This window comes from Nostoc sp. FACHB-110 (assembly GCF_014697425.1).
Classification (GTDB): domain Bacteria; phylum Cyanobacteriota; class Cyanobacteriia; order Cyanobacteriales; family Nostocaceae; genus Nostoc_B.
This window is the reverse complement of the sequence record NZ_JACJRU010000034.1, coordinates 1-21,096: the sequence shown is the minus strand read 5'-3', so window position 1 is coordinate 21,096 and position 21,096 is coordinate 1. Positions and strand designations below refer to the sequence as shown.

The following is a 21,096-nucleotide window of genomic DNA, read 5'->3' as shown; positions in this document are numbered from 1 at the left end:
TTTAATTACATTATTTATATTTTTACTAAAAGCAATGATTAAAATTAGCATGATTATCTACAATATTTAGATAGTTTATACTTGATTAGAAAATCTTAATTAAGATACCAATCCTAAATGGTCGTGAAAAACATATATATGGAAACGTAGACGCGTAAGCGGCTTGCCGCAGGCTACCGCCAAGAACGCCTTCGCGCAGCGTCTCGTAGAGAAGAACGCAAAGCTAAGAAAGAAGAAAAATATATAGAAATTTTACAAATTATTTAGGACTGCTATAGCTCTACCACATAGACAAACTTTTATCTTTTAGCTAAATAAAAAAAGATAGATTTACCACTGATTAGCATTTATGATTCCTACATTAATTATTGCTTGGATTGTCTTTACAATATTTTGGAAAATTTTCAAAACAACCGTCAGTAATGCTATAACAATTGCTGCAATTATTATTTTATTACAAGTAGGTTTTGGAATTACTCCCCAAGATATTTGGCATCAAATAATTCAGTTTACTCAAACCTTATCACAAATTCGGGTGAATAAATAACCACAATTAACAATTCTATGCTAAGTATTCAGTAGTCAGAAGTCACGATTCAAAAGGGTTCAAGAATGAAGAGGAATATTTGATAAATTAATTTATCTATTCTCTAGATATTTCTAAATTATGACTTCTGACTACTAGGTGATGAATTCTTACATTCTATTTTCATATTTAAAGAATTTATATTATTGTAATGGCTCTAATATTTATGGCTTGCTGAATAATTTGAAAACTCTTATAGCAATCCTAAATCATTCGTGAAGAACAAGATACCCAACTTCTTCAATAATTCGAGGATATGAATCTCTCTAATTTTCACAAATCAAATAGGATTGCTATATCTTTGATTTGATAAAATTCGCCGCTGCATAGACAAAACCTAGATAGATGCGCTGGGTTAAAATCCTGGAATTTACTAGCTTTGCTAGTAGTGCGGCCAGTGCAGCACCAGCGCGATAAGGTTTGTCTAGCCACGAACTTTATTCATTGGTGCTAGATGCAAGATACTTGTATTTCTATTCTTTATTTCCTTGCATTGGGCTGATTCAATTATTGTGTATTGAGGAAATCTTAGCCAACGCATCTTTGACATTTGTAGGTAACTGACGCATGATTTTTCCTCTTTCTCTATCTAATGCTACTAGTGTTACCTTTGCTGTTAAATATAATTGCCGTCTATCTGGAGAAACAATTGCATAATCCCAGTTAATGCGTACACCAGTCACTTCATTCATCCGCGTTTTCACAATAGCTGGTATACCTAACTCCATTGAGCGGTGATAGCGTACTGAAAGTTCCACTACTGGTAAATCACAGCCTAAAGCCACTAAATCGGCAAATTCAATTCCAATAGAACGTAAACACTCTACCCGTGCTTCTTCCATCCAAGTAAGATAAGTACCATGCCAGACAATACCTGAATAGTCAGTGTGATGGGGTTGTACTCTGACAGGATATTCAAACCAACTTTCAAAAGCACGATTTGAAGGAATGTCTATAGCATTAGTTGGTGGTAGCTGTGCTGGGTTTGGTTGTGGCTCAGACATATTCCAGTTTGAGAGCAATAATAGTTTTCCACATCTGGAATATCATAAAAATGATGCATCCATACCAGATCAAAATTATATTTATTAGCGATCGCGCCAAAAATTTCTACTCATTCTCCAAATCTACACCCGCATTGCAAACACCAGACAAAACACCCAAATATTCTTGTCTCTTTAAAATTACTAATCTTTTCCACAGTTAAACTCAGGCATCCTGATGATTCCAGATGCACAACCTTTGCAGAATGTTATATTTATTCACGATCTATTCAAGGTAATGGTGAATGGGTAATGGTGGTTTGAAAAACCTACCAAAATTACCAATTACCAATTACCAGGAACCTATACTGAATCAGCGATTGGTTCGTGTAGTAGTTTTGCCAGTAACCCATCAGATACAGAAACCCTTAACTTCTCTTAGCTAAAGCTTTACTAGCTGAATAGGCTGGCGTAGACTGCTTAACCAAATTAGCTAATTCCTGTAACTGGTTGATTGCTTCTGCTCCTTCCAACTTCATCAATTCGCGGTCATCACGCATTTCTGTCCAAGTAATCCCATAATCTGATACCAAAAATCGAATCAGATGGTTGTTGCCTAGGCTCACCATAAAAGAGGCACTATTCATCTGATCACCACAGGTATAACAAGACGCAGGATAACCACGTCGTTCTAATACAATTGCCAAGGCTTGTAAGTTCATTACCAAGTCTTGAACGAATTGCCGATGTTGATGCGCTAGCCTTTGAAACACTTTTGTCCTCCAGACACCACAGTCATTTTAGTCACTTTTATATTTTTTTTAGATTTTCTCACACACTGGTATTGTAAACTATTCATTACAATTCCCGGATACATTTACAGTAGTTAATTAACTACCTAGCTTAGGGTATTGGATAACTGTTAAGTTTGCCGTATCAAACTATTCAGTTTGCAAGTTTAATTTTTCAGACAGAAGCCCCAAAAATTTATTATTTCTTTATATATTTCTGTCCTAGTAGATAGTACTTGCCAGAATCCGCTTTAAGAGTAACTCAAATTCGACACCAATCAACCACAGAAAAGCTACGGATTTATTATTCTATAGCTATGTGTAGCCTAACGCATGACTAGCAAAAGCTTGAAAGCTCTTCAACCTTCTTCATGCCTTTGTGTGGTCAATAGACAGAAAGTATCATTTAGTCAAATTTGCAAATTACCCAAGCAGTAATTCCAAAAAATCCATACCTCCTCAATAAATATATGGAGTTTGGTAGAAAAACTTGCAGAGATTAGACTTAAAAATTCCGAATTTTTGCAAGCTTGCTTAATATTTTTAATACATCAGCTACTCTCAGAACACTAAGATAATTTTGCCACCCAACTATCTATAGGTTCAACCCAGAGAATAACTAAACTCAGAATCAGTATGTTGCCAATTCGGCAATTTTTATGAAGTTTTGAGATTTGCTGGGGTAAGTTACCTAATGCTAGGCAGCAACTTGAAGGAAGAGAACATATATAAGATCAGGTATTAATCCGAAACTGGCAAAGATATAAATAACTCAGTATAACTATCTTTCCCTGTTGAATAGAGCCTATCCTTGATAAATTCTATTAATTGATAATAATTAATACTTGAGTTTAGTTAATGTAACAGTAGTTATCGATTAATGCAACAAATAAATGTACAACTTTATATAGGATTTATTCAACGTTTCTTGCTCTGACAAGCTTAAATCAATCGGTTCTCTGTTTCTAGCTCCTACTTTTGACGAATAAGTTTGTCAGTCACACCTACAACTAAACCCAACAATGTTATCAATGTTGGGTTTTATACTTATGATTATTAACGCTGTTAATAATTAGAAAAACTTATCCTGGAAGTTGCCTTTTTAAAGCTTCTAGTCCAGCCCAACGGCTATCAACAGGCTGATCTGAACTATCATTAGCAGCGGTTAAAATACCTGGGCAGTTGAGGTCACATAACTGACGCTGAGGTATTTCTAAGCACATTTGCTCGTACAACCATTCACTAGGATAGAAGTAACCATTGGGCGATATGGTTTCTACTAAATCCTCTATTGCTACTTCTCGCTCTAATGGCAAATCTTGAGCTTGATTGGCCTCCTCATCTAACCAAATAATTTCTTTGGTATTCAGCGTCAATCTGTGATTGTACTGCTGTAAACAGCGGTTACAAGTACAAGTAATAATTGCTTCTGCCTGACCGGAAACTTCCAGGTAGTTACCGTGATGCTGAACACGGAGCCGACCGCGAACTGGTGTTAATGTATCCAGTCCAGGCAGAAACTCTTTAACCTGAATTTCCTCTGTCCGCTCCGGGGCTTTGGTTAGCTGCGGAATAAAAATTGCGTCCATAGGATTTGTGAGACATCCTCACGATAACTTATGTTTTCACTCAGCAATTTTGCTGACATTACATATCTATCTTAGCTCTGAGAACAGTCGAAGTTGTTGACTGAGTGGGCTTTCAGAATTCCACTGCTGGACGAACAACTAAATGACGATGGGGTTCTTTGCCGCGACTGAAAGTTTCCAAATCAGAAAATTCCTTTAAGAAAGTATGAATTTGTCGCCGTTCAGCTGAACTGAGGGATTTTATCTCTACTTCTCTACCAGAACTACGTACTTCATTGGCTGCATCTTCAGCTAAGGAACGAATTTCTGCTTGTCTCCTCACCCGATAACCATTCAATTCGATGGTATAGGATGCTTGTTCTTCCTGGGGTTGGTTCAGGTTAAGGACAGAATTAGCTAGATACTGAATTGCATCTAGCACAGAACCATCAGCACCGATGAAAACTTGGATTTGTGCTGGTGTCAATTTAGTTTCGTCAATCGTTAACCAGTAATTATCTGGTTCTGGGGAATCGTCGTATTCAGGTTGGGCTATTTCTAAATTGCCCTGAATATCAGCAGAGACCCCAGTGAGTTCTAGCAGTGATTTTAACCACTGCTGACCTCGCTGCATGGAACTGTTACTCATCTATCAACCTGTAGGCTTTTTCTTAGAACTTTTTGGCTCAAAAGGTAATGACTTTTGTTCAGTAGCTGCTTGTTTCTCCTGCGTCTCTACAATCTTTTGTAATTCCTCTGGCAAGGGTTCACGGGAGAGAATATAAGTTTGCAATGTCTGGAAAATATTACCAATTACCATATACATCAACACCCCAGCAGGTAAGGGGAAAAACAAAAACATCCCAGAAAAGATAACTGGTGTGATTTTGTTGACTGTATCCTGTTGTGGGTTGCCACCACTGGAGTTTTGGCCTGAGAGTATTTGGCTCACGTAAAGACTGATCCCAAAGAAGATCACCATAGCAACGATATCCCAGTGGATAGTTCCATCGGGATCAACTGCACCAACTCGCCCTAAGGCATCGATGAAGAGGAATCCTTTATCTGCTGCTAGCCCGGGAATTGTGCCTTGAATTGTCACGTCTCCTGGTTGTAAGGCTTCGATGTTACCTTGGGCATCGATTTTAATTCTTTCTTCGCCTTTGGTGATTTTCCATTCGGGAGTTAGCTTTGTTTCTGGGTGTTCGGTTAATAAGACATCAAAGGGTTTACCTTCTAAAGTCTGGTATTGTATTTTTGTTTTTTCTCCTACTGATAGTTTGTTACCACCAGGGAGAATAGCAGTTACTCTATGATGTTCTCCATCAGCAACGTAAATGTTTTGTGGGGCTGTAGCAAAGGCTTGGGGTTGAATTCTTTCGATTTGTTCAGCAGGAAAGATTTGCAAGTTAACAGAGTAGTTTACCCCAGCAAAAGGCGATCCCCGTAGGGTAGCAAACAACGCTAACAATACAGGCATTTGCAAAAGCAGTGGCAAACATCCAGCTAAGGGGTTGCCGAACTCCTTTTGGACGTTCATCATTTCTTCTTGCTGCTTTTGGGCGTCGTCTTTGTAACGCTCTTTGATTTCTGCCATCCGCTTTTGCATTAGAGGTTGCACAATTCGCATCCGCCGCATATTGCGGATTGAACCAGCACTCAGGGGATAGAGCGCAAAGCGGACTATCAATGTCAAGGCAACGATCGCCAATCCATAGCTCGGCAAAATGCCATAGAAAAAGTCTATGATTGGCAACATTACGTTGTTTGAGAGGAACCCGATACCAAAATCCATTATTCTGAATTCAACCTGAGGTACTGTAAATTTAACTGGATCTAATTTATCTAAATCATGATTCCGCTGCGACTATCTCTTGCTACGGATAGCCGCACATGATGAAATTTGGGAGCGGGGAGTGGTGAGTTGGGAGTTGTAGGTAGTATTTGATAAGTGGGAAGTTGTAAATTGTTTATTTTATACAGAGCAATTATTCTTTTCCCTACTCCCTTTTCCCTACTCCCTATTCCCTACTTTTAATTAGTACTTGTGGATGTGGGATTTTTAACAGCAATTCTTTCATTGATGTAGTCGTATACTTCACGAAACTTGGGAATTGCCCGCATTTCTAAGCGGCTACCATTTCTGAGGGTGACTACCATATCTCCCCAAATGCCAATACCACGAGGAACTTTAACGATTTTGACAATTTCTGAGTAGATAATGTCAGTGCGATCGCGCCCCATCCAACCACCAGTTACAGAAATTCTGCGGTCTGTAATCCGATAGCGTAGCCACAATGCTCTGACAATTGACCCAATTGTTAAGGGAATTCCTACAACAGTCAGTCCAATCAACAAATTGAGAATTAAGTCGCCAATGTGCGGCCCGCCTTCATAATAAACTTCTTCACGAATGCCCATTTAATACCTCAGCTTGTGCCAACAACTGCTCTAATTCTTGCAGAAATTGTTGGCTTCCGCACTTAGATTTTGCTGCTGTTGGCTTCACAACAAATACTAACCGCCATCCTGGTAATAATTTTGGCAACAACTGATGCAAAGCTGCTGCCATTTGACGTTTAATTCGGTTACGCACTACAGCCTTTTTACTGACTTTTGTGCTGATTGATATGCCAATTTGTGTGCTAACAACTTGTTTTGCATTGGTTGTTAGTGTATTAGAGGCAGTATCCCAAGAAATTTCTTCGGAACGTCGGGGTCGCAAAGCTCTCAATGTGAAATGAGAACTTTGGCGCCGAATTCCTTCTCGGAAAACTGCCTGAAAATCTTTGCGAGATTTAAGTCGATTCGCCTTAGGCAAAGCCACAACTGTTCTGGTTGCTGAAAATGCTCTAAACGCTCAAACGATGGCGGCCTTTTCTTCTTCTAGCTCTAATCACATTTCTGCCATCTGGTGTCCGCATTCTGGCACGAAATCCTGAGGTTCTTTTTCTCTTGCGGCAAGTGCCGCCCAGGGTTCTTTTCATACTGTTGTCCTCTAAGGCGATTCTGATAAAAAGTCACAATCTATAATCTTACCATTGTCTTTTGCCAAGAGTCCACCGAATATTATATTTGAAGGCTTAAAGCCATTGCGGTGAACAGACAGCGATTTAGGTGGTTTGATAGACTTGAGGGGACTTTTGTTAGGGTGATTTTGGCGTGTTTTTAGTTCAAATATTGCTAAAATCTCACAATCACTTCTAGCTGCATTCTCCGAGTGACTGCAATCAATCTAAAATCTAGAACCTAAAATTGTTTGATTTAACTGACACTCAAAATCCAAGTTCCCAAATAGCGCAGTAGGGGTACATCTCCTGGCGAGAGAACTTGACAGTTGAAATAAAAAGTCCCACCAAATGAAGGGTTATCCACGTTAGATAAGACTAACTCAACGCGACTGCCTGCTGGAACTGGTTCTTTGGGAAAGATTTCAATGACTCGACCTTCTTTATCCCATTTCACTTCTGAAAGCGGTACTTTTTTATCTTTGACTCTAACTTCTATACTTTTGGTATCAAACCTGCCTTTGTAGTAATTAGGATAAGTAATCGCAAATTGAGCGACTGCCAATTTCATCTTTTGTTGGGGAATTCTCAGCCTATATCTATCTTTACTGTTAGTCTGTCCCCCAAAATCTAACCGGAAAGGAAGTTGATATTCTGGTTTGACACCACTAAATAGTGTGAAGCCAGGTAAGCTTTGCCCTACAGCTTTAGTTGTCAAACCAGTTATCAAGCTGCTACTTACGGCTAAGGCGCAAAGTATTGCCAGGTATGATTTACGTCGAATAGATTTGCCACCAAGTAAAGGTTGCATAGTTTAACTCCTCTAGCAGATATAGCTTTTTTATGTAAACACCTAAGTTTAGTATTCTTAACTAAACTTTACTACTGATTTCTTGACATTTGGACGATAACTTAAAACAAAAAGTGCCGTCAATCATAGAAAGATGAGACAAGCAAGCAATCATAGGTGAAAGTTGCTATCAATAATTTTGGCAAAAATATAGGTTTGTAGCTTGGCAATCTGCTGATTTTTGGGCAAATTAAATGTGAGTGTATTACTAAATATGTACAAGTGTATATAAGTTTAATATCTTTGTTATAAAAATTGAGCGATATCATCAGCGATAGCCAAGTATATTAGGCTAGATTTATAAAAATAAGTTGGTATTGAAGAAATAGTAATCTTTAAAAATCCTCGAAAATTATTAAGATTTTCTAACTTTACAAAATAGCAAGATGTAAGGAATGCAAAATTTTCTAATCCCGAAAATAAGCTAAAGACAAAGATATTAACTGGAGAATCAGCATAGGATTGGTAGTATGTGAACTTATGGGTAACTACCAGTCAGTTTTGCCAGTTATAACAAGCTAGGTTAGGCTTTGTCTTGATCAGTAAGAATGGGAAATATAAATTTCCAGGTTCAATCTACAAACAACGCGCGATCGCTAACATTAATGCAGATCCACTATCAAAGTGGAAAGTCCCAAAACTGGGAAAATTGAAGGTTTTGCAGATATGTAAGTATTTATCTCTAGGAGATTTCATGAGAATAGCAGTTGCTAAAGAAATAGAAGTTTGTGAACGTCGTGTGGCATTAAATCCTGACAGCGTTGCTCGATTAATTAAACAGGGTTTAGAAATATGGGTAGAAAAAGGTGCAGGAGAGCGATCGTTTTTTAGCGATTCTGCCTATGAAGCCGTAGGAGCTAAAATTATTAGTGATACGGATCAATTGTGGAATCAAGCTGATATTTTACTCAAAGTTAGTCCACCACAAGAGCGCGAAGATGGACGATCAGAAATTGATTTACTCCACGAAGGATCGGTCTTAATTAGCTTTCTCAATCCTTTAGGAAATCCCATCGTAGCCCAGCAATTAGCGAACCGCAAAGTTACAGCTTTGAGTATGGAATTGATCCCCCGTACTACCAGAGCGCAAAGCATGGATGCACTCTCTTCACAAGCATCGTTAGCAGGTTACAAAGCCGTATTAATTGCTGCGGCTGCATTACCAAAATATTTCCCGATGCTGACCACAGCCGCAGGCACAATCGCCCCAGCTAAAGTATTTATTATGGGTGCAGGTGTGGCAGGACTGCAAGCGATCGCCACCGCCAGACGCTTAGGCGCAGTAGTAGAAGCCTTTGATATTCGTCCGGCTGTGAAAGAAGAAGTCCAAAGTTTAGGGGCGAAATTCGTCGAAGTCAAACTAGATGAAGAAACCACCGCAGCAGGCGGTTACGCCAAAGAAATTTCGGAAGCTAGCAAACAACGCACCCAAGAAGTCGTCACTGAACACGTTAAAAACGCCGATGTGGTGATTACAACTGCCCAAGTCCCAGGTAAACAAGCACCAAGGCTAGTTACCGAAGAAATGGTAGCTCAAATGAAACCAGGTTCAGTTATTGTCGATTTAGCAGCTGAACAAGGTGGTAACTGCGCTTGTACAGAACCGGGTAAAGATATTGTTTGGAATGGTGTAACAATAATTGGCCCGATTAATCTTCCTTCATCTATGCCCGTCCACGCCAGTCAGTTGTATTCCAAGAACCTGACATCTTTGCTGCAACTATTAATTAACAAAGAAAAAGCTTTGCAAGTAGACTTTGCCGACGACATTATCGATGCAGCTTGCATTACACATACAGGCGAAATTCGCAATCAACGAGTTAAGGATGCACTGCAAGCTATCAACATTCAACAACCTGCTGTGAATTAGGGAATAGGGAGTAGGGAGTTCTAACCTCTAACCTAAGCACCCCTAGCCCCTCATATAAGGAGTTTTTTCAACATGACAGACGCATTACTCGCTGCTTTGTTTGTATTTGTATTGGCATCTTTTATTGGCTTTGAAGTCATCAACAAAGTGCCACCAACTCTGCACACACCTTTGATGTCAGGCTCAAACGCGATTTCTGGCATTGCGGTACTAGGGGCAATTGTCGCTGCTGGTGCTAGAGAAACTAATATTTCTGTAATTCTCGGTTTGATTGCGGTGGTACTGGCTACAGTCAACGTTGTCGGTGGATTTTTAGTCACCGATAGAATGTTGCAAATGTTTAAGAAAAAGGAGATTAAGGCGTGAGCGACTTTTTACCAACTGGGATTCAGCTGACGTACTTAGTCGCTGCATCTTTATTTATCTTTGGTTTAAAAAAGCTGGGATCACCAGCGACAGCAAGGAATGGGAATGTGATTGCAGCCGTGGGAATGCTGCTAGCAATTGTCGCCACCATGCTGGATCAGCACGTATTGAACTATGAGATGATTTTGTTAGGCTTGGCGATTGGTTCAGGAATTGGTGCGATCGCAGCCTACAAAGTCCAAATGACAGAAATGCCCCAAATGGTTGGTTTACTCAATGGTTTGGGTGGTGCGGCTTCAGCACTAGTCGCCGTTGCCGAATTCTGGCGGTTGTTAGGCAGTTCTCAACCCATCCCCCTTGATGTCAACATTTCCATGTTGTTAGATGTGTTAATTGGTGGTGTCACCTTCACAGGAAGTTTTCTCGCCTTCGCCAAATTACAAGGTTTAATTAGCGGTTCTCCAATTACATTTCCGTTTCAACAACCATTTAATCTGTTACTTTTAGGTGCTTATTTAGCTGGTAGTGCTTACTTAATCGTCTCACCAGATAGCCTACCCATATTCTTGGCAGTAGTGGCGGTTTCCTTGGTGCTGGGTGTGATGTTCGTCATCCCTATTGGTGGTGGCGATATGCCTGTGGTGATTTCGCTGTTAAACTCCTTATCGGGGATCGCTGCATCCGCCGCCGGATTTGTGGTGATGAACAATATGTTAATCATCGCAGGCGCATTAGTAGGAGCTTCCGGTATCATCCTTACCGAAATTATGTGTAAGGCAATGAACCGTTCTTTATTCAGTGTGCTGTTCAGTGCTTTTGGTTCAGTCAGTGCAGCTGGCGGTGGTGCTGCTGGTGGTAGTACAGCCAATCAAACTGTCCGCAGCATTGATCCTGAAGAAGGCGCGATGATGTTGGGATATGCACGGAACGTGGTAATTGTCCCTGGTTACGGTATGGCTGTTGCTCAAGCACAACATAGTGTAAGAGAATTAGCAGATCAGTTAGAACGTATGGGAGTGGATGTGAAGTATGCCATTCACCCTGTAGCTGGAAGAATGCCTGGACACATGAACGTCTTGCTGGCTGAGGCAAATGTACCTTATACCCAGTTGTATGACATGGATGATATTAACCCTCAATTAGAACAAGCAGATGTAGCTTTAGTAATTGGGGCAAATGATGTAGTAAATCCTGCGGCGCGTAGCGATACCAATAGCCCAATTTATGGGATGCCGATTTTGGAAGTGGATAAGGCAAAGCAGACAATTGTCATTAAGCGCGGAATGAGTGCTGGCTTTGCTGGTGTAGATAATGAGTTGTTCTACAAAGATAAAACCACAATGTTGTTTGGTAGTGCGAAAGATATGGTGGCGAAGTTGGTTTCGGAAGTGAAGCAACTGTAAGAGAAACGAACCGCCAAGACGTAGAGGGCGCGGAGTAAAGAATTAAAGAGTTGGCTTGCCTTGGAGGTGTGATGCTTCTGAGGCAAGTTTTTTAGAGATTATTTCGCGCAAAGGCGCAAAGACGCAAAGTATAGAAAATTTATTGATTATAATTTAGATTATTTTTTATTAGTCAATTTTACTTATAGTAAGTAAAAACGTGTAAATATGCATAATCAAGAATTTTTTGATGATAAGCTTCTAGAAAAGAGAATCGACACATTTTATGGCTATGGTAATTACAAAGGTAATTATTGGTTTATAGGCATGGAAGAAGCAGGAGGAGATTTTAAAGATATTAATAACAGAATAAATATATGGGCGAAAAGAAGTCATAGAGAAATAGATGATGTTGCAGAATATCATATAGATATAGGATGGCCTGCTGGTTTTCAATCAGGCGCAGCAATACAACCAACTTGGAAAGGATTGATTCGGGCTGTATTAAGTGCTAAAGGAAAAGAAAATATTACTGTAGAAGATATTCGTAAATATCAAATAAATGAGTTAGGTAGAAAAGATAATGAGACGTGTTTATTAGAATTATTGCCTTTACCGTCACCATCTCTAAAGCATTGGATATTTAAGCATCACACCAAATTAACTTATTTATCTGATAGAGCAGCTTTTGAAAATTATTGTCTTGAAACTCGAAGAAATTATATTGCTCAGAAAATCAAAGAACATAAACCTAAAGGAGTTGTTTTCTACGGTAAATTATATGAATACTCTTGGAGAAAAATCACTGAAAAGATAACAAATGTAGAGTTTACATCGACCTCAGAAGGTTTCTTAACTTGTAGAAATAATCATACTGTATTTGTTATGGCAAAACATCCGGTAGCTTTCGGACTAACTAAACAATACTTTCATAGCATTGGTAGAGCGATCGCTGCTCAACTTTGAGATAGAAATATGCTGAATTCCTTAGCATTCTTTGCGAACTTTGCGGTTCGTTAAAAACAGCGATCGCTCATCAGTAAGATGATATAGCAATCCTAAATGAATTACAAACGACACATTCGCAGGATAGTTTATTTACAAGCCTTCCAGATTGCTTCTGTTTATATCTCAAATAGGATTGCTATATAAATCTAATCATGATAGACCACGATCGCCTATTCAAAGAACTACTCACTACCTTCTTTTGGGAATTCATCGAGTTATTCTTCCCAGAAATTACTGCTTATCTGGAAAGAGACACCATCACCTTCCTTGATAAAGAAGTATTTACCGATGTTACGGCTGGTGAAAAATATGAAACTGACATAGTAGTAAAAGCAAAATTTAGAGGACAGGAATCCTGTTTCTTAATACATCTCGAACATCAAGCTTATTATCAAGAAGCATTTGATTTACGAATGTATCGCTACTTTGCCAGATTGTATGAGAAATACGGTTTGCCAGTTTATCCAATTGCTTTATTTTCTTACGATCGCCCCAAAAAAGTCGAACAAGATTTTCATCAAGTTGCATTTCCTAATAAAGTCGTCTTGCAATTCAACTATGATGTGATTCAGTTAAATCGCTTGAATTGGCGAGAGTATCTACAACAGCAAAATCCTGTAGCTAGTGCGCTGATGGCTAAAATGAACATAGCACCACAAGAACGTCCTAGAGTAAAATCTGAGTGTCTGCGCCTATTAGCTACATTGCAGTTAGATCCAGCAAGAATGCAGTTAATTTCAGGGTTTATTGACAGTTACCTACGGCTAAATGCCCAAGAAAATGAAATATTCCAGGCGGAAATTGCCCAATTTGAACCAACTCAACAAGAGGTAGTTATGCAGATAGTCACCAGTTGGATGGAAGAAGGGATACAACAAGGAGAGTTGAAAATAATCCATCGTCAATTAACCAGGCGCATTGGTGCAATTACTCCTGAATTACAAGAGCGACTGCGCGGTTTATCGTTAACTCAATTAGAAGATTTAGCAGAAGCTTTGCTAGATTTTTCTACTGAAGCGGATTTAATGGCTTGGTTGCAACAGCAACAATAAAATATTTATCCTATTAAGCGATCGCATATACTAAGACCGGGTATTGCTTGGAAAATTTCTGTAACTTCAATATTAAAATTTACTCCTGATTAATTCGCTGTTTGAGTTCAATTTCAGCTTGTTCAAGTGTTATAGGAACTGCGTTTGAACCTGCGCGTTTTCTATCTACGTATGCATAAAGAGCTTCATTGTCTTCAGGATGTTGCTTAACATACGCAAGCAATTCACCATCAGACATAACTTTATACTCAATTTGAGTCATTGAATCAAAACCATCCGCATCTGTGAGTCTCTGCGTGAGAAAAAAATTACTGATCAATACCTCAAATTTAATACCTTAGATAGATGTGAAGCAATTTTTAGAGATTATTGCTAATAATTCTTACTTCTTATAAGATAAAAAACTGTAGTTGCAAAATTTTTGCAACTTTTTTGTGCCAATAATCATTCTAAGGTGATGCCAAACAACTTCGTACTCAGTGCAGAAAAACTATTAAGTCGTCGTCAACTGCTGAAATGGGGTATATGCACTGCTGGGGTTGCAGGTACGGCAGCACTTTGGCATACCCTTAATGCACAAAGCAAATCAATTGTGAAAGTACCGCCACTGGAAATCGAAGCAACAAAACAAGTTGCAAGTCCTATGCAGGTGTTACGAAATTTTGACTATGGCACGCTCAAGCAGGAAAATGGGCGTACTATTCGAGAATTTCAGTTAACAGCAGGTACATCTGTAATTCAACTCAATAGTGCTGTTTCTTACAATATTTGGGATTTAAACGGGCGTATTCCCGGGCCAACGCTAAGAGCAAAAGCAGGCGAACGGGTAAGAGTATTATTTCTCAATAAGGCGGGGCATTCTCACTCTTTACATTTTCATGGTGTTCATCCGGCAGAAATGGATGGTATTCGCCCAGTGAGTAATGGTAGTGCCACAATTTATGAGTTTGACGCAGAACCTTACGGTGTTCATTTATACCACTGTCATATTGAACCAGTGACGCGCCATATTGCCAAGGGCTTGTATGGAATGTTTATTATTGATCCGCCTACGCCGCGCCCCCCTGCTGATGAAATGGTGCTGGTGATGGCTGGATATGACATTAATGATGATAACCACAATGAATATTACGCCTTCAATGGGTTGCCGCATCACTATATGCATCATCCCATCCCAATTTACCAAAATCAGTTGATTCGGCTATATGTCCTCAACATCATTGAATACGATCCGGCAGTAACTTTTCACTTACACGCTAACTTTTTTGATGTTTACCGCACTGGGATGACTATGACTCCTAGTGAAAAAGCAGATGTGATTACGATGGGTGTGGCAGAACGGCACATTTTAGAATTCACCTATCGCCATCCCGGTAAGTATATGTTCCATCCGCACCAAGATGCGATCGCACAAAATGGTTGTATGGGACAATTTGAAGTAATTGCTGATAATACTTCTCAAAATCAATTAAAAAGTTCTTAGCTTGATTATTGCTGTCAATTTACTGCAAAACTGCCTTTGAGCAATAATTTTAATCGCTTTGATTCGTAATTATATTGAAAAAAATCTAAAATTATCGCCAAAAATTTTGCAAGCAGTTGCCAAAATATGTCATTACCTGCAAAATGAGCATAGCAAACTCTACGACACTGAGTCATATTAACTGCCGAAAAAATGAAAAACTTTAAATATATTTGTTTAGCTGTTGCGACTGCGGCAATTGTCAGTCTAAGTGCTTGTAACAACACACCAACCGCAGAAAATTCATCTGCGCCAGCTACGACTACAACGGCGCAAGTATCAGAAGCGACTACTCACGCAAGTCACGGAAGCAAAGCTAAAATAAATATCAATACTGCGATTTTGTCAGAGTTAGATAAGTTTGAAGCTAAATTAGGTGTCCCAGCTTTATCTAACAAAATTCAAGCGGGTCGTCCCTATGCTAACCCAGAAGATTTAGTTAACAAAAAAGTAATAACTCAAGAACAGTTTGAACAAATTAAAGACCAAGTAACTGTTCAGGAAGTTGTGCTAACTGGTGAAGTGAAAGATGTCGATTACATGACCAAGTTGGGCTTGATGAAAGGGCATCTTTTAGTAGCACAAGAACTGTTAGACAAAAATCTTCCCAAACAAGCAGAACCTCATATAGGACACCCAGTTGAAGAAATTTATGTAGATGTAGAAGACCAATTAAATGAGCGCAAAGTCAAAGAATTTAAGAGTACTTTAGTAAGTTTGCAAGATTTAGTCAAATCTAATCCGAAAGATGCCAAAGTTAAAACTAATTTTACTGCTTCTGTAGAATCTGTTGATGGTGCGATCGCAGTTTTACCAGAATCCCAACGCTCAAAACCAGAATTTGTCTTACAAGTAATTAATGGGTTGCTAGATGCTGCTAATTCCGAATATGGGGCAGCGATCGCTAATGGTAAAATAGCCGCAGCAATTGAATATCAAGATTCTCGTGGTTTTGTAGTTTATTCCAACGAATTATATAAAAGTATTTCTAGTCAAGTAGCTCAAAACAACCCAGAAGCACATAAAACTATCGAAGCCAGTTTTGCAGAATTAACAAAAGTCTGGCCCAGTGCTGTACCGCCTGCTCAACCAGTTAAGACACCTCCAGAAGTAACAAAGCTGGTAAAAACCATTGAGCAAAACTCGCAAGCAATTATTGATAAATCCAGCACCCAAGCACAACGATAGACTCGAAACTAACAGAAAATTGCAGATTTACACGTTTAAAATGAGTGGAAGTGAGAAATTTATTAGGGATGAAAAATGAAGTTATTATCTACTTTATGCCTAATAATTACTCATATCGCTCCATTTATATTTTGCTGAACTTAACAACTGATGCAAGAGCTTGACCAGAAAAAAACCATAGAACTCCTGAACACCATCATGGAATTTGAGCTAGCAGGAGTAGTGCGTTACACACATTATTCCTTAATGGTGACAGGCCCAAACCGGATTCCCATTGTAGCCTTCTTTAAAGGGCAAGCAAGTGAATCTTTACTTCATGCCCAACAAGTCGGAGAAATTCTCACAGGCTTAGACGGACACCCTACCCTGAGAATTGCGCCAATGGAAGAAACTTATAAGCATTCTGTCAAAGACATCTTGGCAGAAAGCTTATCCCACGAAAAGAAAGCATTGGAATTATACAAAACCCTCTTGGATACTGTAAGTAACGCCAGTGTTTACTTAGAAGAATTTGCGCGTGGGATGATTGGACAAGAAGAACTGCATAATCTGGAATTGAAGAAGATGCTGCGAGATTTTAGCTGATAGTCAATAGTCAGTAGTCAAGGGTCAATAGTCAACTGTCAAAAACTCTAGCTGCTCAACTCTTGACTTTCGACTATTGACTTTAGACTATTAACTGGGGGCTGTTGACTTTAAACTGAAGACAAGACAATGAATTTTAGTACTGCTTTACCTACTTTTGTGATTACACTCCGAGAAGGGGTGGAAGCCGCCTTAGTTGTTGGTATTGTCTTGGCTTTGTTGAAAAAAGCCAAACAATCCCGACTTAATTCTTGGGTGTATGCTGGTGTTTTTGTTGGTATTATTGTCAGCGCATTAATAGGTGTGCTGTTTAGTCTCTTAATTCAAGCATTGGGAAAAATTAATCCTCAGTATACTTCTGTGATGGAACCAGCACTAGAAGGAGTATTTAGTCTGCTGGCGATCGCAATGCTCAGTTGGATGCTAATCTGGATGACAAAACAAGCCAGATTTATGAAAGCCCAAGTTGAAGGTGCAGTGACAGAAGCACTAACAAAAAACAATAATGCTGGCTGGGGTATTTTTAGCTTAATTTTAATAGCTGTAGTCCGAGAAGGTTTTGAAACCGTGCTGTTCATCGCCGCTAATTTTCAGCAAGGTTTCATTCCCACAATTGGCGCATTAGGTGGCTTGTTAGTAGCAGCAGGAATTGGCGTATTGCTATTTAAACTAGGTGTTAAAATTAACATCCGCCAGTTTTTCCAAGTAATGGGTGTTTTCTTGGTGTTGATTGTTGCTGGCTTAGTAGTTTCGGCATTAGTACATTTTGATGAAGCTGTAGCTAACTTATCTCTTAGTAGCCGTGCTACAGAAAGCTTGTGTTTTTATTATGAACACTTCACCAAAGTGCATTCTTGTATCTTAGGGCCAATGGTTTGGAATACTTCTAGTATTTTGCCAGATGAGCAATTTCCCGGAATAATTCTCAAATCATTATTTGGCTATAGAGAACATCTTTATGTCGTAGAAGCAGTAGGATATATTGCATTTTTACTAACTGTCGGAGGGCTTTATTTCCGCAGTTTAAATGGCAGTCTTATAAAATCTCCTAACAATGTTTCTATGGCACGAAAGTAAATAAATCTTACTACCAACAAAGATAATGAGATTCCTATCCTCGACTGTTTGGCAAAGTCGGGGATATTTTTATTTACAAATTTTGTTTAAGTTGCTGACAAGTTTTAGCAATTGCATCTATACTACCGGGATTTACTAATCCATAATAATCAAAAACATAAACTCGATTATTCTGAGTTGCTTGTAGCTTTTGCCAAAAAGGTTCTTTTTTAAAAGTTGCTAAAATATCTGATTGAGAATTTGCTTGCGGAGCATTAACTAAAATTATTGCCTCTGGATTAGCTTCTAAAACTTTTTCGGGTGATAAAGTAATATAACCACCTATAGAACTTTTACCTTGTAATTCTGCTGCGAGATTTTTTAACTGAAATTTTGCCAGCAAATCTCCTGCCCAACTATTTTTATTCGGTGCTAAAATTGGTTGATTGCTAACTAAAACTAAAGTAGAAGTATTCTTGGTTGGATTTTTTGGTAAAAAACTTTGATAACGATTTAACAAAGGCTGAGGATTGGCATTAATTAACTGCGCTAGTTTTTGAGTAAGTTCTTCCAACGCTTGCCAAGTCTTCACTTGAGTTAGCAAAGTAGAAATTCCTAATTCTTTTAACCTTTGAATTACTAGATTAGAAAAGCCTTCTGCACCAATCACTAAATCTGGCTTTAAAGCTACGATTTTTTCTAAATTAGGAGGAGTTTGCCCTTCACTGACACGAGTAATATCTTGAAAGTTTGGATTATTTTTAAATAATGAACTTCCCGTAATACCTACTAGCTTTGTTTTATCAAGTTGATAAATAATATCCGTAGCAAGAGACGAAAGGGTAACAACTCTGTTGATAGTTTGTTGGTTATTAGGTTTTGTGTTAGCCTCTGTTACTGTCGCTGGCGGCTGTTGAGTAATTGCAGTACTACAAGCACTCAAGACTATACTTAATACAATTGCTAAGGCAGGTAATATCCATTGACGATACATATATAATTCCTTTTGAGTTGTATGCCAAATTAAAGATAATTTATAAAATAAACCTTAATTTGTAGAGAAATATGGTGCGTTATGGCTAATCTTATTCTCTCAAACTCCCAAATCTTCGCATAGCTGTAACATCCCTACTTAATACAGCCTTTTTGGACATTAACTCAAATTTAAAAGATGGAAACTTGCTAATATTGAAAAAACTTATGATATATATTGGAAAAGGCGAGAATAGACATTAGCCAAAATTTCTTAATGAATTGATGACTATGCCACTCGCCATTGAGTATACAAGGTTTATTGAGAAAAGCTTTACATAATATATATGATGAGGTACAAAAACTATTGTTAATTAAATAACAAATATACGCCTTATGTGAGTTAAGAGACTGGATGTTGTTCAAAAGTAAGGACAATCGCCTGTGCCAGTTGCGTAAGTCCTGTCTTTTTTCGTAGATGAATAACACAAATTAATTACTGTTATAATGCAATGCAATATAACGCATTATTCTGAAGTTAAGGTATGAGTACTACAAGTTTCAGGCTTGATGATGACCTTGAAGAGAAGCTTGAAGTAACCGCAGCGAAACTGCAACGAACGAAAGGCTGGATAATTAACGACGCTCTACGGCAGTATATTGCACGGGAAGAGCAAAAGCTGAGAATGCTTGAAGAGACACAAGAAGCGATATCCGATATTGAAGCACAAAGAGTCGTTTCTGGTGAGGAAGTTATGAAGTGGCTGGAAACCTGGGGAACCAGTGGCGAAACTCAAGCACCGAAGATATGAAGCTTCAGTTCTCAGACAGTGCGGTGCAGGACTTAGTACGACTAAGAGAGTTCATTGCCCAAAATAATCCGCAGGCGGCAGAGCGAGTATCGCTCAGGCTTAGGCAGGCCATAGGAAAACTCGTACTTTATCCCGACATAGGCCGTCCTGTCCCAGAGCTTGAAAATGTGCGTGAGCTAATCGCTGGAAACTACGTGGTTCGTTACTTGCGTGAGGAAGATACAGTATTTGTCTTACGGGTATGGCACGGCAAGGAATTTCGTGATTTTTAAGTAAGCGCAGAAAATCCAAATCAATTCAGCGATTAGGTAAAAAGTAAGAAACGCTATTCTATTTAAACTTTGGTGCGGCTGCACAGCTTTATTGCTCGGTCGGGACACAATTTGTTTATCGATAATAAATTGGATATCTTTGATACAGTGACATAAACGCAAATCTATGTAAGGCGCGATTATGCCAAGCCCAATGTTGAATTGTGAAATGTACACAATGAAGTAAGTTTAATAAATGCAAATATTCGCTTTAAAACTTGCCCCGTACAAAATACTATGGATTTGGATATAGGTGCATATCAAGTTCCCGCCAGGATTGAGGGGACACTACTAAAAAAAGCCGTTTTATCTCCAGCTAGTTTGTCTGATATGCCAATAAATTGGAGTTTTCCCTGGAGAGAGTTGTGGAGAAGTAACAGAGATGGCTTAACCATAGTCAAGATGAGTATTGAAGATGAAGTGTGGGGATTGGTTCAATACGGGATTTTTCCAAAAGATAACCCATCTTTTGTAATGATTGATAATTTGGAGACAAATCCTATTAGTAGAGGTACAAAATCAAACAGGTTGGTAGAGCCTGTAGGTAAATGGCTAATTTGGTACTGTGTAAATGTAGGCTTAAAACTCTTATCTCAGCTTAATTCAAACGATGAGTGTTTACTTCTACTGTTTTCAAAAGCACGAGCTTTTGAATACTATAATAATAAGATTGGGATGAGCTACCAGGGGACAAGATACTTAAGCCCAGGAGAGAAAGTTCATGAGTTTATGTTTACGCGACAGGGAGCGATTAGTTATTCGACTAGCCAACAGAAGATTTGGGGTAGTCCAACGTCCCTTGACTCCTGAACAAGTGAAAGCAGGTACTGGCAGAATACGTACTTACGCAGAATGGGAGCAAATTCTGAAAAGAGCTGAGTTTGGCGTGTCGCACTTATTTACCGAAGATCGCTTAAAGAGTAAATAAGTTAAGCAATTTTTTCTTCTATTTAACTGGCTAGGCGCGAGCGCATCTTACCCGTTGACCAAAAGAATGGGATACAAGCCCCGTCGTTCTACGACGGCTTTTCTTGGTTTCTGATGTACTCCTTTAGGATCTCTAATGGCGCACCCCCTACGGATACAGCAAAATAACTAGGACTCCACAAGGCTTCTTTGTGGGGTTTCTTGTATCCGGCTTGTCCATACCTGCGACTAGAAACACCTTTCAAAGCATTAACAATTT

General features: G+C 38.9%; 25 protein-coding genes. 13 read left to right on the top strand and 12 right to left on the bottom strand.

Annotation, left to right across the window (positions count from 1 at the left end; all coding sequences use genetic code 11):
• Nucleotides 1-349: 349 nt before the first annotated feature.
• Nucleotides 350-547, top strand: coding sequence for a hypothetical protein (locus tag H6G69_RS24595; protein WP_190691748.1), 198 nt, complete (start codon nucleotides 350-352; stop codon nucleotides 545-547).
• 542 nt (nucleotides 548-1,089) lie between these two features.
• On the opposite strand, the gene H6G69_RS24590 is transcribed toward H6G69_RS24595, so the two are convergent.
• The 9 genes from H6G69_RS24590 to H6G69_RS24550 form a co-directional block, all read right to left on the bottom strand.
• The gene (locus H6G69_RS24590) at nucleotides 1,090-1,590 is read right to left on the bottom strand and encodes a thioesterase family protein (RefSeq protein ID WP_190691747.1); all 501 of its coding nucleotides are present in this window, start codon (nucleotides 1,588-1,590) and stop codon (nucleotides 1,090-1,092) included.
• Nucleotides 1,591-1,997: 407 nt separating this feature from the next.
• The gene (locus H6G69_RS24585) at nucleotides 1,998-2,342 is read right to left on the bottom strand and encodes a DUF1815 family protein (protein ID WP_190691746.1); all 345 of its coding nucleotides are present in this window, start codon (nucleotides 2,340-2,342) and stop codon (nucleotides 1,998-2,000) included.
• 1,100 nt (nucleotides 2,343-3,442) lie between these two features.
• Nucleotides 3,443-3,949 carry a DUF177 domain-containing protein gene (locus H6G69_RS24580; protein ID WP_190691745.1) on the bottom strand — a complete coding sequence of 169 codons (507 nt, stop codon included), beginning with the start codon at nucleotides 3,947-3,949 and terminating at the stop codon, nucleotides 3,443-3,445.
• A 112-nt stretch (nucleotides 3,950-4,061) separates the two neighbouring features.
• Nucleotides 4,062-4,577, bottom strand: a complete 516-nt coding sequence (locus H6G69_RS24575) for a R3H domain-containing nucleic acid-binding protein (RefSeq protein WP_190691744.1) — start codon at nucleotides 4,575-4,577, stop codon at nucleotides 4,062-4,064.
• A gap of 3 nt (nucleotides 4,578-4,580) precedes the next feature.
• On the bottom strand, nucleotides 4,581-5,723 hold the full coding sequence (gene yidC / locus H6G69_RS24570) for a membrane protein insertase YidC (protein ID WP_190691743.1): 1,143 nt from the start codon (nucleotides 5,721-5,723) through the stop codon (nucleotides 4,581-4,583).
• 239 nt (nucleotides 5,724-5,962) lie between these two features.
• On the bottom strand, nucleotides 5,963-6,349 hold the full coding sequence (locus H6G69_RS24565) for a PH domain-containing protein (RefSeq protein ID WP_190691742.1): 387 nt from the start codon (nucleotides 6,347-6,349) through the stop codon (nucleotides 5,963-5,965).
• Nucleotides 6,336-6,755 carry a ribonuclease P protein component gene (rnpA, locus tag H6G69_RS24560; RefSeq protein WP_190691741.1) on the bottom strand — a complete coding sequence of 140 codons (420 nt, stop codon included), beginning with the start codon at nucleotides 6,753-6,755 and terminating at the stop codon, nucleotides 6,336-6,338. The genes H6G69_RS24565 and rnpA overlap by 14 nt, the downstream gene beginning before the upstream one ends.
• Nucleotides 6,756-6,780: 25 nt before the next feature.
• Complete coding sequence (gene rpmH / locus H6G69_RS24555; RefSeq protein WP_190691740.1) at nucleotides 6,781-6,915, bottom strand: 50S ribosomal protein L34; 135 nt, start codon at nucleotides 6,913-6,915, stop codon at nucleotides 6,781-6,783.
• A 277-nt stretch (nucleotides 6,916-7,192) separates the two neighbouring features.
• Nucleotides 7,193-7,747, bottom strand: a complete 555-nt coding sequence (locus H6G69_RS24550; RefSeq protein ID WP_190691739.1) for a DUF2808 domain-containing protein — start codon at nucleotides 7,745-7,747, stop codon at nucleotides 7,193-7,195.
• Nucleotides 7,748-8,480: 733 nt separating this feature from the next.
• Between H6G69_RS24550 and H6G69_RS24545 the strand changes: the two genes are divergently transcribed.
• From H6G69_RS24545 to H6G69_RS24525, 5 genes are all read left to right on the top strand, one after another.
• A complete protein-coding gene (locus tag H6G69_RS24545) occupies nucleotides 8,481-9,656 on the top strand; it encodes a Re/Si-specific NAD(P)(+) transhydrogenase subunit alpha (RefSeq protein WP_190691738.1) in 1,176 nt (391 codons plus the stop codon).
• Between the two features lie 72 nt (nucleotides 9,657-9,728).
• Nucleotides 9,729-10,022, top strand: a complete 294-nt coding sequence (locus H6G69_RS24540; RefSeq protein ID WP_190691737.1) for an NAD(P) transhydrogenase subunit alpha — start codon at nucleotides 9,729-9,731, stop codon at nucleotides 10,020-10,022.
• A complete protein-coding gene (locus tag H6G69_RS24535; RefSeq protein ID WP_190691736.1) occupies nucleotides 10,019-11,425 on the top strand; it encodes an NAD(P)(+) transhydrogenase (Re/Si-specific) subunit beta in 1,407 nt (468 codons plus the stop codon). The genes H6G69_RS24540 and H6G69_RS24535 overlap by 4 nt, the downstream gene beginning before the upstream one ends.
• A 207-nt stretch (nucleotides 11,426-11,632) precedes the next feature.
• On the top strand, nucleotides 11,633-12,370 hold the full coding sequence (locus H6G69_RS24530) for a hypothetical protein (RefSeq protein WP_190691735.1): 738 nt from the start codon (nucleotides 11,633-11,635) through the stop codon (nucleotides 12,368-12,370).
• 194 nt (nucleotides 12,371-12,564) lie between these two features.
• Nucleotides 12,565-13,464 (top strand): DUF4351 domain-containing protein, encoded by a 900-nt coding sequence (locus H6G69_RS24525; protein ID WP_190691734.1) that lies wholly within the window; start codon nucleotides 12,565-12,567, stop codon nucleotides 13,462-13,464.
• A gap of 79 nt (nucleotides 13,465-13,543) precedes the next feature.
• Here the strand turns inward: H6G69_RS24525 and H6G69_RS24520 are convergent, their stop codons facing one another.
• A complete protein-coding gene (locus tag H6G69_RS24520; RefSeq protein WP_397326988.1) occupies nucleotides 13,544-13,726 on the bottom strand; it encodes a DUF6887 family protein in 183 nt (60 codons plus the stop codon).
• 195 nt (nucleotides 13,727-13,921) lie between these two features.
• Here H6G69_RS24520 and H6G69_RS24515 point away from each other — a divergent pair, with 195 nt between their 5' ends.
• The 4 genes from H6G69_RS24515 (at nucleotide 13,922) to H6G69_RS24500 (ending at nucleotide 17,836) form a co-directional block, all read left to right on the top strand.
• Nucleotides 13,922-14,947 (top strand): multicopper oxidase domain-containing protein, encoded by a 1,026-nt coding sequence (locus tag H6G69_RS24515; RefSeq protein ID WP_190691732.1) that lies wholly within the window; start codon nucleotides 13,922-13,924, stop codon nucleotides 14,945-14,947.
• A 192-nt stretch (nucleotides 14,948-15,139) separates the two neighbouring features.
• Nucleotides 15,140-16,174, top strand: a complete 1,035-nt coding sequence (locus H6G69_RS24510; RefSeq protein WP_190691731.1) for a helix-hairpin-helix domain-containing protein — start codon at nucleotides 15,140-15,142, stop codon at nucleotides 16,172-16,174.
• 150 nt (nucleotides 16,175-16,324) lie between these two features.
• Entirely contained in the window at nucleotides 16,325-16,759 is a 435-nt protein-coding gene (locus tag H6G69_RS24505) for a bacterioferritin (protein WP_190691730.1), read from the top strand.
• 129 nt (nucleotides 16,760-16,888) lie between these two features.
• Entirely contained in the window at nucleotides 16,889-17,836 is a 948-nt protein-coding gene (locus H6G69_RS24500; protein WP_190691729.1) for an FTR1 family protein, read from the top strand.
• Between the two features lie 73 nt (nucleotides 17,837-17,909).
• Here H6G69_RS24500 and H6G69_RS24495 read toward each other — a convergent pair whose 3' ends face one another.
• On the bottom strand, nucleotides 17,910-18,809 hold the full coding sequence (locus tag H6G69_RS24495; RefSeq protein ID WP_190691728.1) for an ABC transporter substrate-binding protein: 900 nt from the start codon (nucleotides 18,807-18,809) through the stop codon (nucleotides 17,910-17,912).
• A 523-nt stretch (nucleotides 18,810-19,332) separates the two neighbouring features.
• On the opposite strand from H6G69_RS24495, the gene H6G69_RS24490 reads away from it, so the two are divergent.
• From H6G69_RS24490 to H6G69_RS24480, 3 genes are all read left to right on the top strand, one after another.
• Nucleotides 19,333-19,599 carry a CopG family ribbon-helix-helix protein gene (locus H6G69_RS24490; protein WP_190691727.1) on the top strand — a complete coding sequence of 89 codons (267 nt, stop codon included), beginning with the start codon at nucleotides 19,333-19,335 and terminating at the stop codon, nucleotides 19,597-19,599.
• A complete protein-coding gene (locus H6G69_RS24485; RefSeq protein ID WP_190691726.1) occupies nucleotides 19,596-19,871 on the top strand; it encodes a type II toxin-antitoxin system RelE/ParE family toxin in 276 nt (91 codons plus the stop codon). Before H6G69_RS24490 ends, H6G69_RS24485 begins: the two co-directional genes overlap by 4 nt.
• 760 nt (nucleotides 19,872-20,631) lie before the next feature.
• Nucleotides 20,632-20,838, top strand: coding sequence for a hypothetical protein (locus H6G69_RS24480; protein WP_190691725.1), 207 nt, complete (start codon nucleotides 20,632-20,634; stop codon nucleotides 20,836-20,838).
• Nucleotides 20,839-20,926: 88 nt separating this feature from the next.
• Here H6G69_RS24480 and H6G69_RS24475 read toward each other — a convergent pair.
• Nucleotides 20,927-21,096, bottom strand: a 170-nt coding sequence (locus tag H6G69_RS24475; protein WP_190691724.1) for a transposase, incomplete at its 5' end; no start/stop codon positions are given.

Coding starts and splice junctions, on each gene's coding strand:
- H6G69_RS24580 (WP_190691745.1), bottom strand. CDS start 3,949: ATGGACGCAATTTTTATTCCGCAGCTAACCAAAGCCCCGGAGCGGACA.
- H6G69_RS24530 (WP_190691735.1), top strand. CDS start 11,633: ATGCATAATCAAGAATTTTTTGATGATAAGCTTCTAGAAAAGAGAATC.
- H6G69_RS24505 (WP_190691730.1), top strand. CDS start 16,325: ATGCAAGAGCTTGACCAGAAAAAAACCATAGAACTCCTGAACACCATC.
- H6G69_RS24495 (WP_190691728.1), bottom strand. CDS start 18,809: ATGTATCGTCAATGGATATTACCTGCCTTAGCAATTGTATTAAGTATA.
- H6G69_RS24515 (WP_190691732.1), top strand. CDS start 13,922: ATGCCAAACAACTTCGTACTCAGTGCAGAAAAACTATTAAGTCGTCGT.
- H6G69_RS24510 (WP_190691731.1), top strand. CDS start 15,140: ATGAAAAACTTTAAATATATTTGTTTAGCTGTTGCGACTGCGGCAATT.
- H6G69_RS24485 (WP_190691726.1), top strand. CDS start 19,596: ATGAAGCTTCAGTTCTCAGACAGTGCGGTGCAGGACTTAGTACGACTA.
- H6G69_RS24520 (WP_397326988.1), bottom strand. CDS start 13,726: ATGACTCAAATTGAGTATAAAGTTATGTCTGATGGTGAATTGCTTGCG.
- H6G69_RS24550 (WP_190691739.1), bottom strand. CDS start 7,747: ATGCAACCTTTACTTGGTGGCAAATCTATTCGACGTAAATCATACCTG.
- H6G69_RS24595 (WP_190691748.1), top strand. CDS start 350: ATGATTCCTACATTAATTATTGCTTGGATTGTCTTTACAATATTTTGG.
- H6G69_RS24480 (WP_190691725.1), top strand. CDS start 20,632: ATGAGTTTATGTTTACGCGACAGGGAGCGATTAGTTATTCGACTAGCC.
- H6G69_RS24545 (WP_190691738.1), top strand. CDS start 8,481: ATGAGAATAGCAGTTGCTAAAGAAATAGAAGTTTGTGAACGTCGTGTG.
- H6G69_RS24525 (WP_190691734.1), top strand. CDS start 12,565: ATGATAGACCACGATCGCCTATTCAAAGAACTACTCACTACCTTCTTT.
- H6G69_RS24490 (WP_190691727.1), top strand. CDS start 19,333: ATGAGTACTACAAGTTTCAGGCTTGATGATGACCTTGAAGAGAAGCTT.
- rpmH (WP_190691740.1), bottom strand. CDS start 6,915: ATGAAAAGAACCCTGGGCGGCACTTGCCGCAAGAGAAAAAGAACCTCA.
- H6G69_RS24590 (WP_190691747.1), bottom strand. CDS start 1,590: ATGTCTGAGCCACAACCAAACCCAGCACAGCTACCACCAACTAATGCT.
- H6G69_RS24500 (WP_190691729.1), top strand. CDS start 16,889: ATGAATTTTAGTACTGCTTTACCTACTTTTGTGATTACACTCCGAGAA.
- yidC (WP_190691743.1), bottom strand. CDS start 5,723: ATGGATTTTGGTATCGGGTTCCTCTCAAACAACGTAATGTTGCCAATC.
- H6G69_RS24540 (WP_190691737.1), top strand. CDS start 9,729: ATGACAGACGCATTACTCGCTGCTTTGTTTGTATTTGTATTGGCATCT.
- H6G69_RS24565 (WP_190691742.1), bottom strand. CDS start 6,349: ATGGGCATTCGTGAAGAAGTTTATTATGAAGGCGGGCCGCACATTGGC.
- H6G69_RS24575 (WP_190691744.1), bottom strand. CDS start 4,577: ATGAGTAACAGTTCCATGCAGCGAGGTCAGCAGTGGTTAAAATCACTG.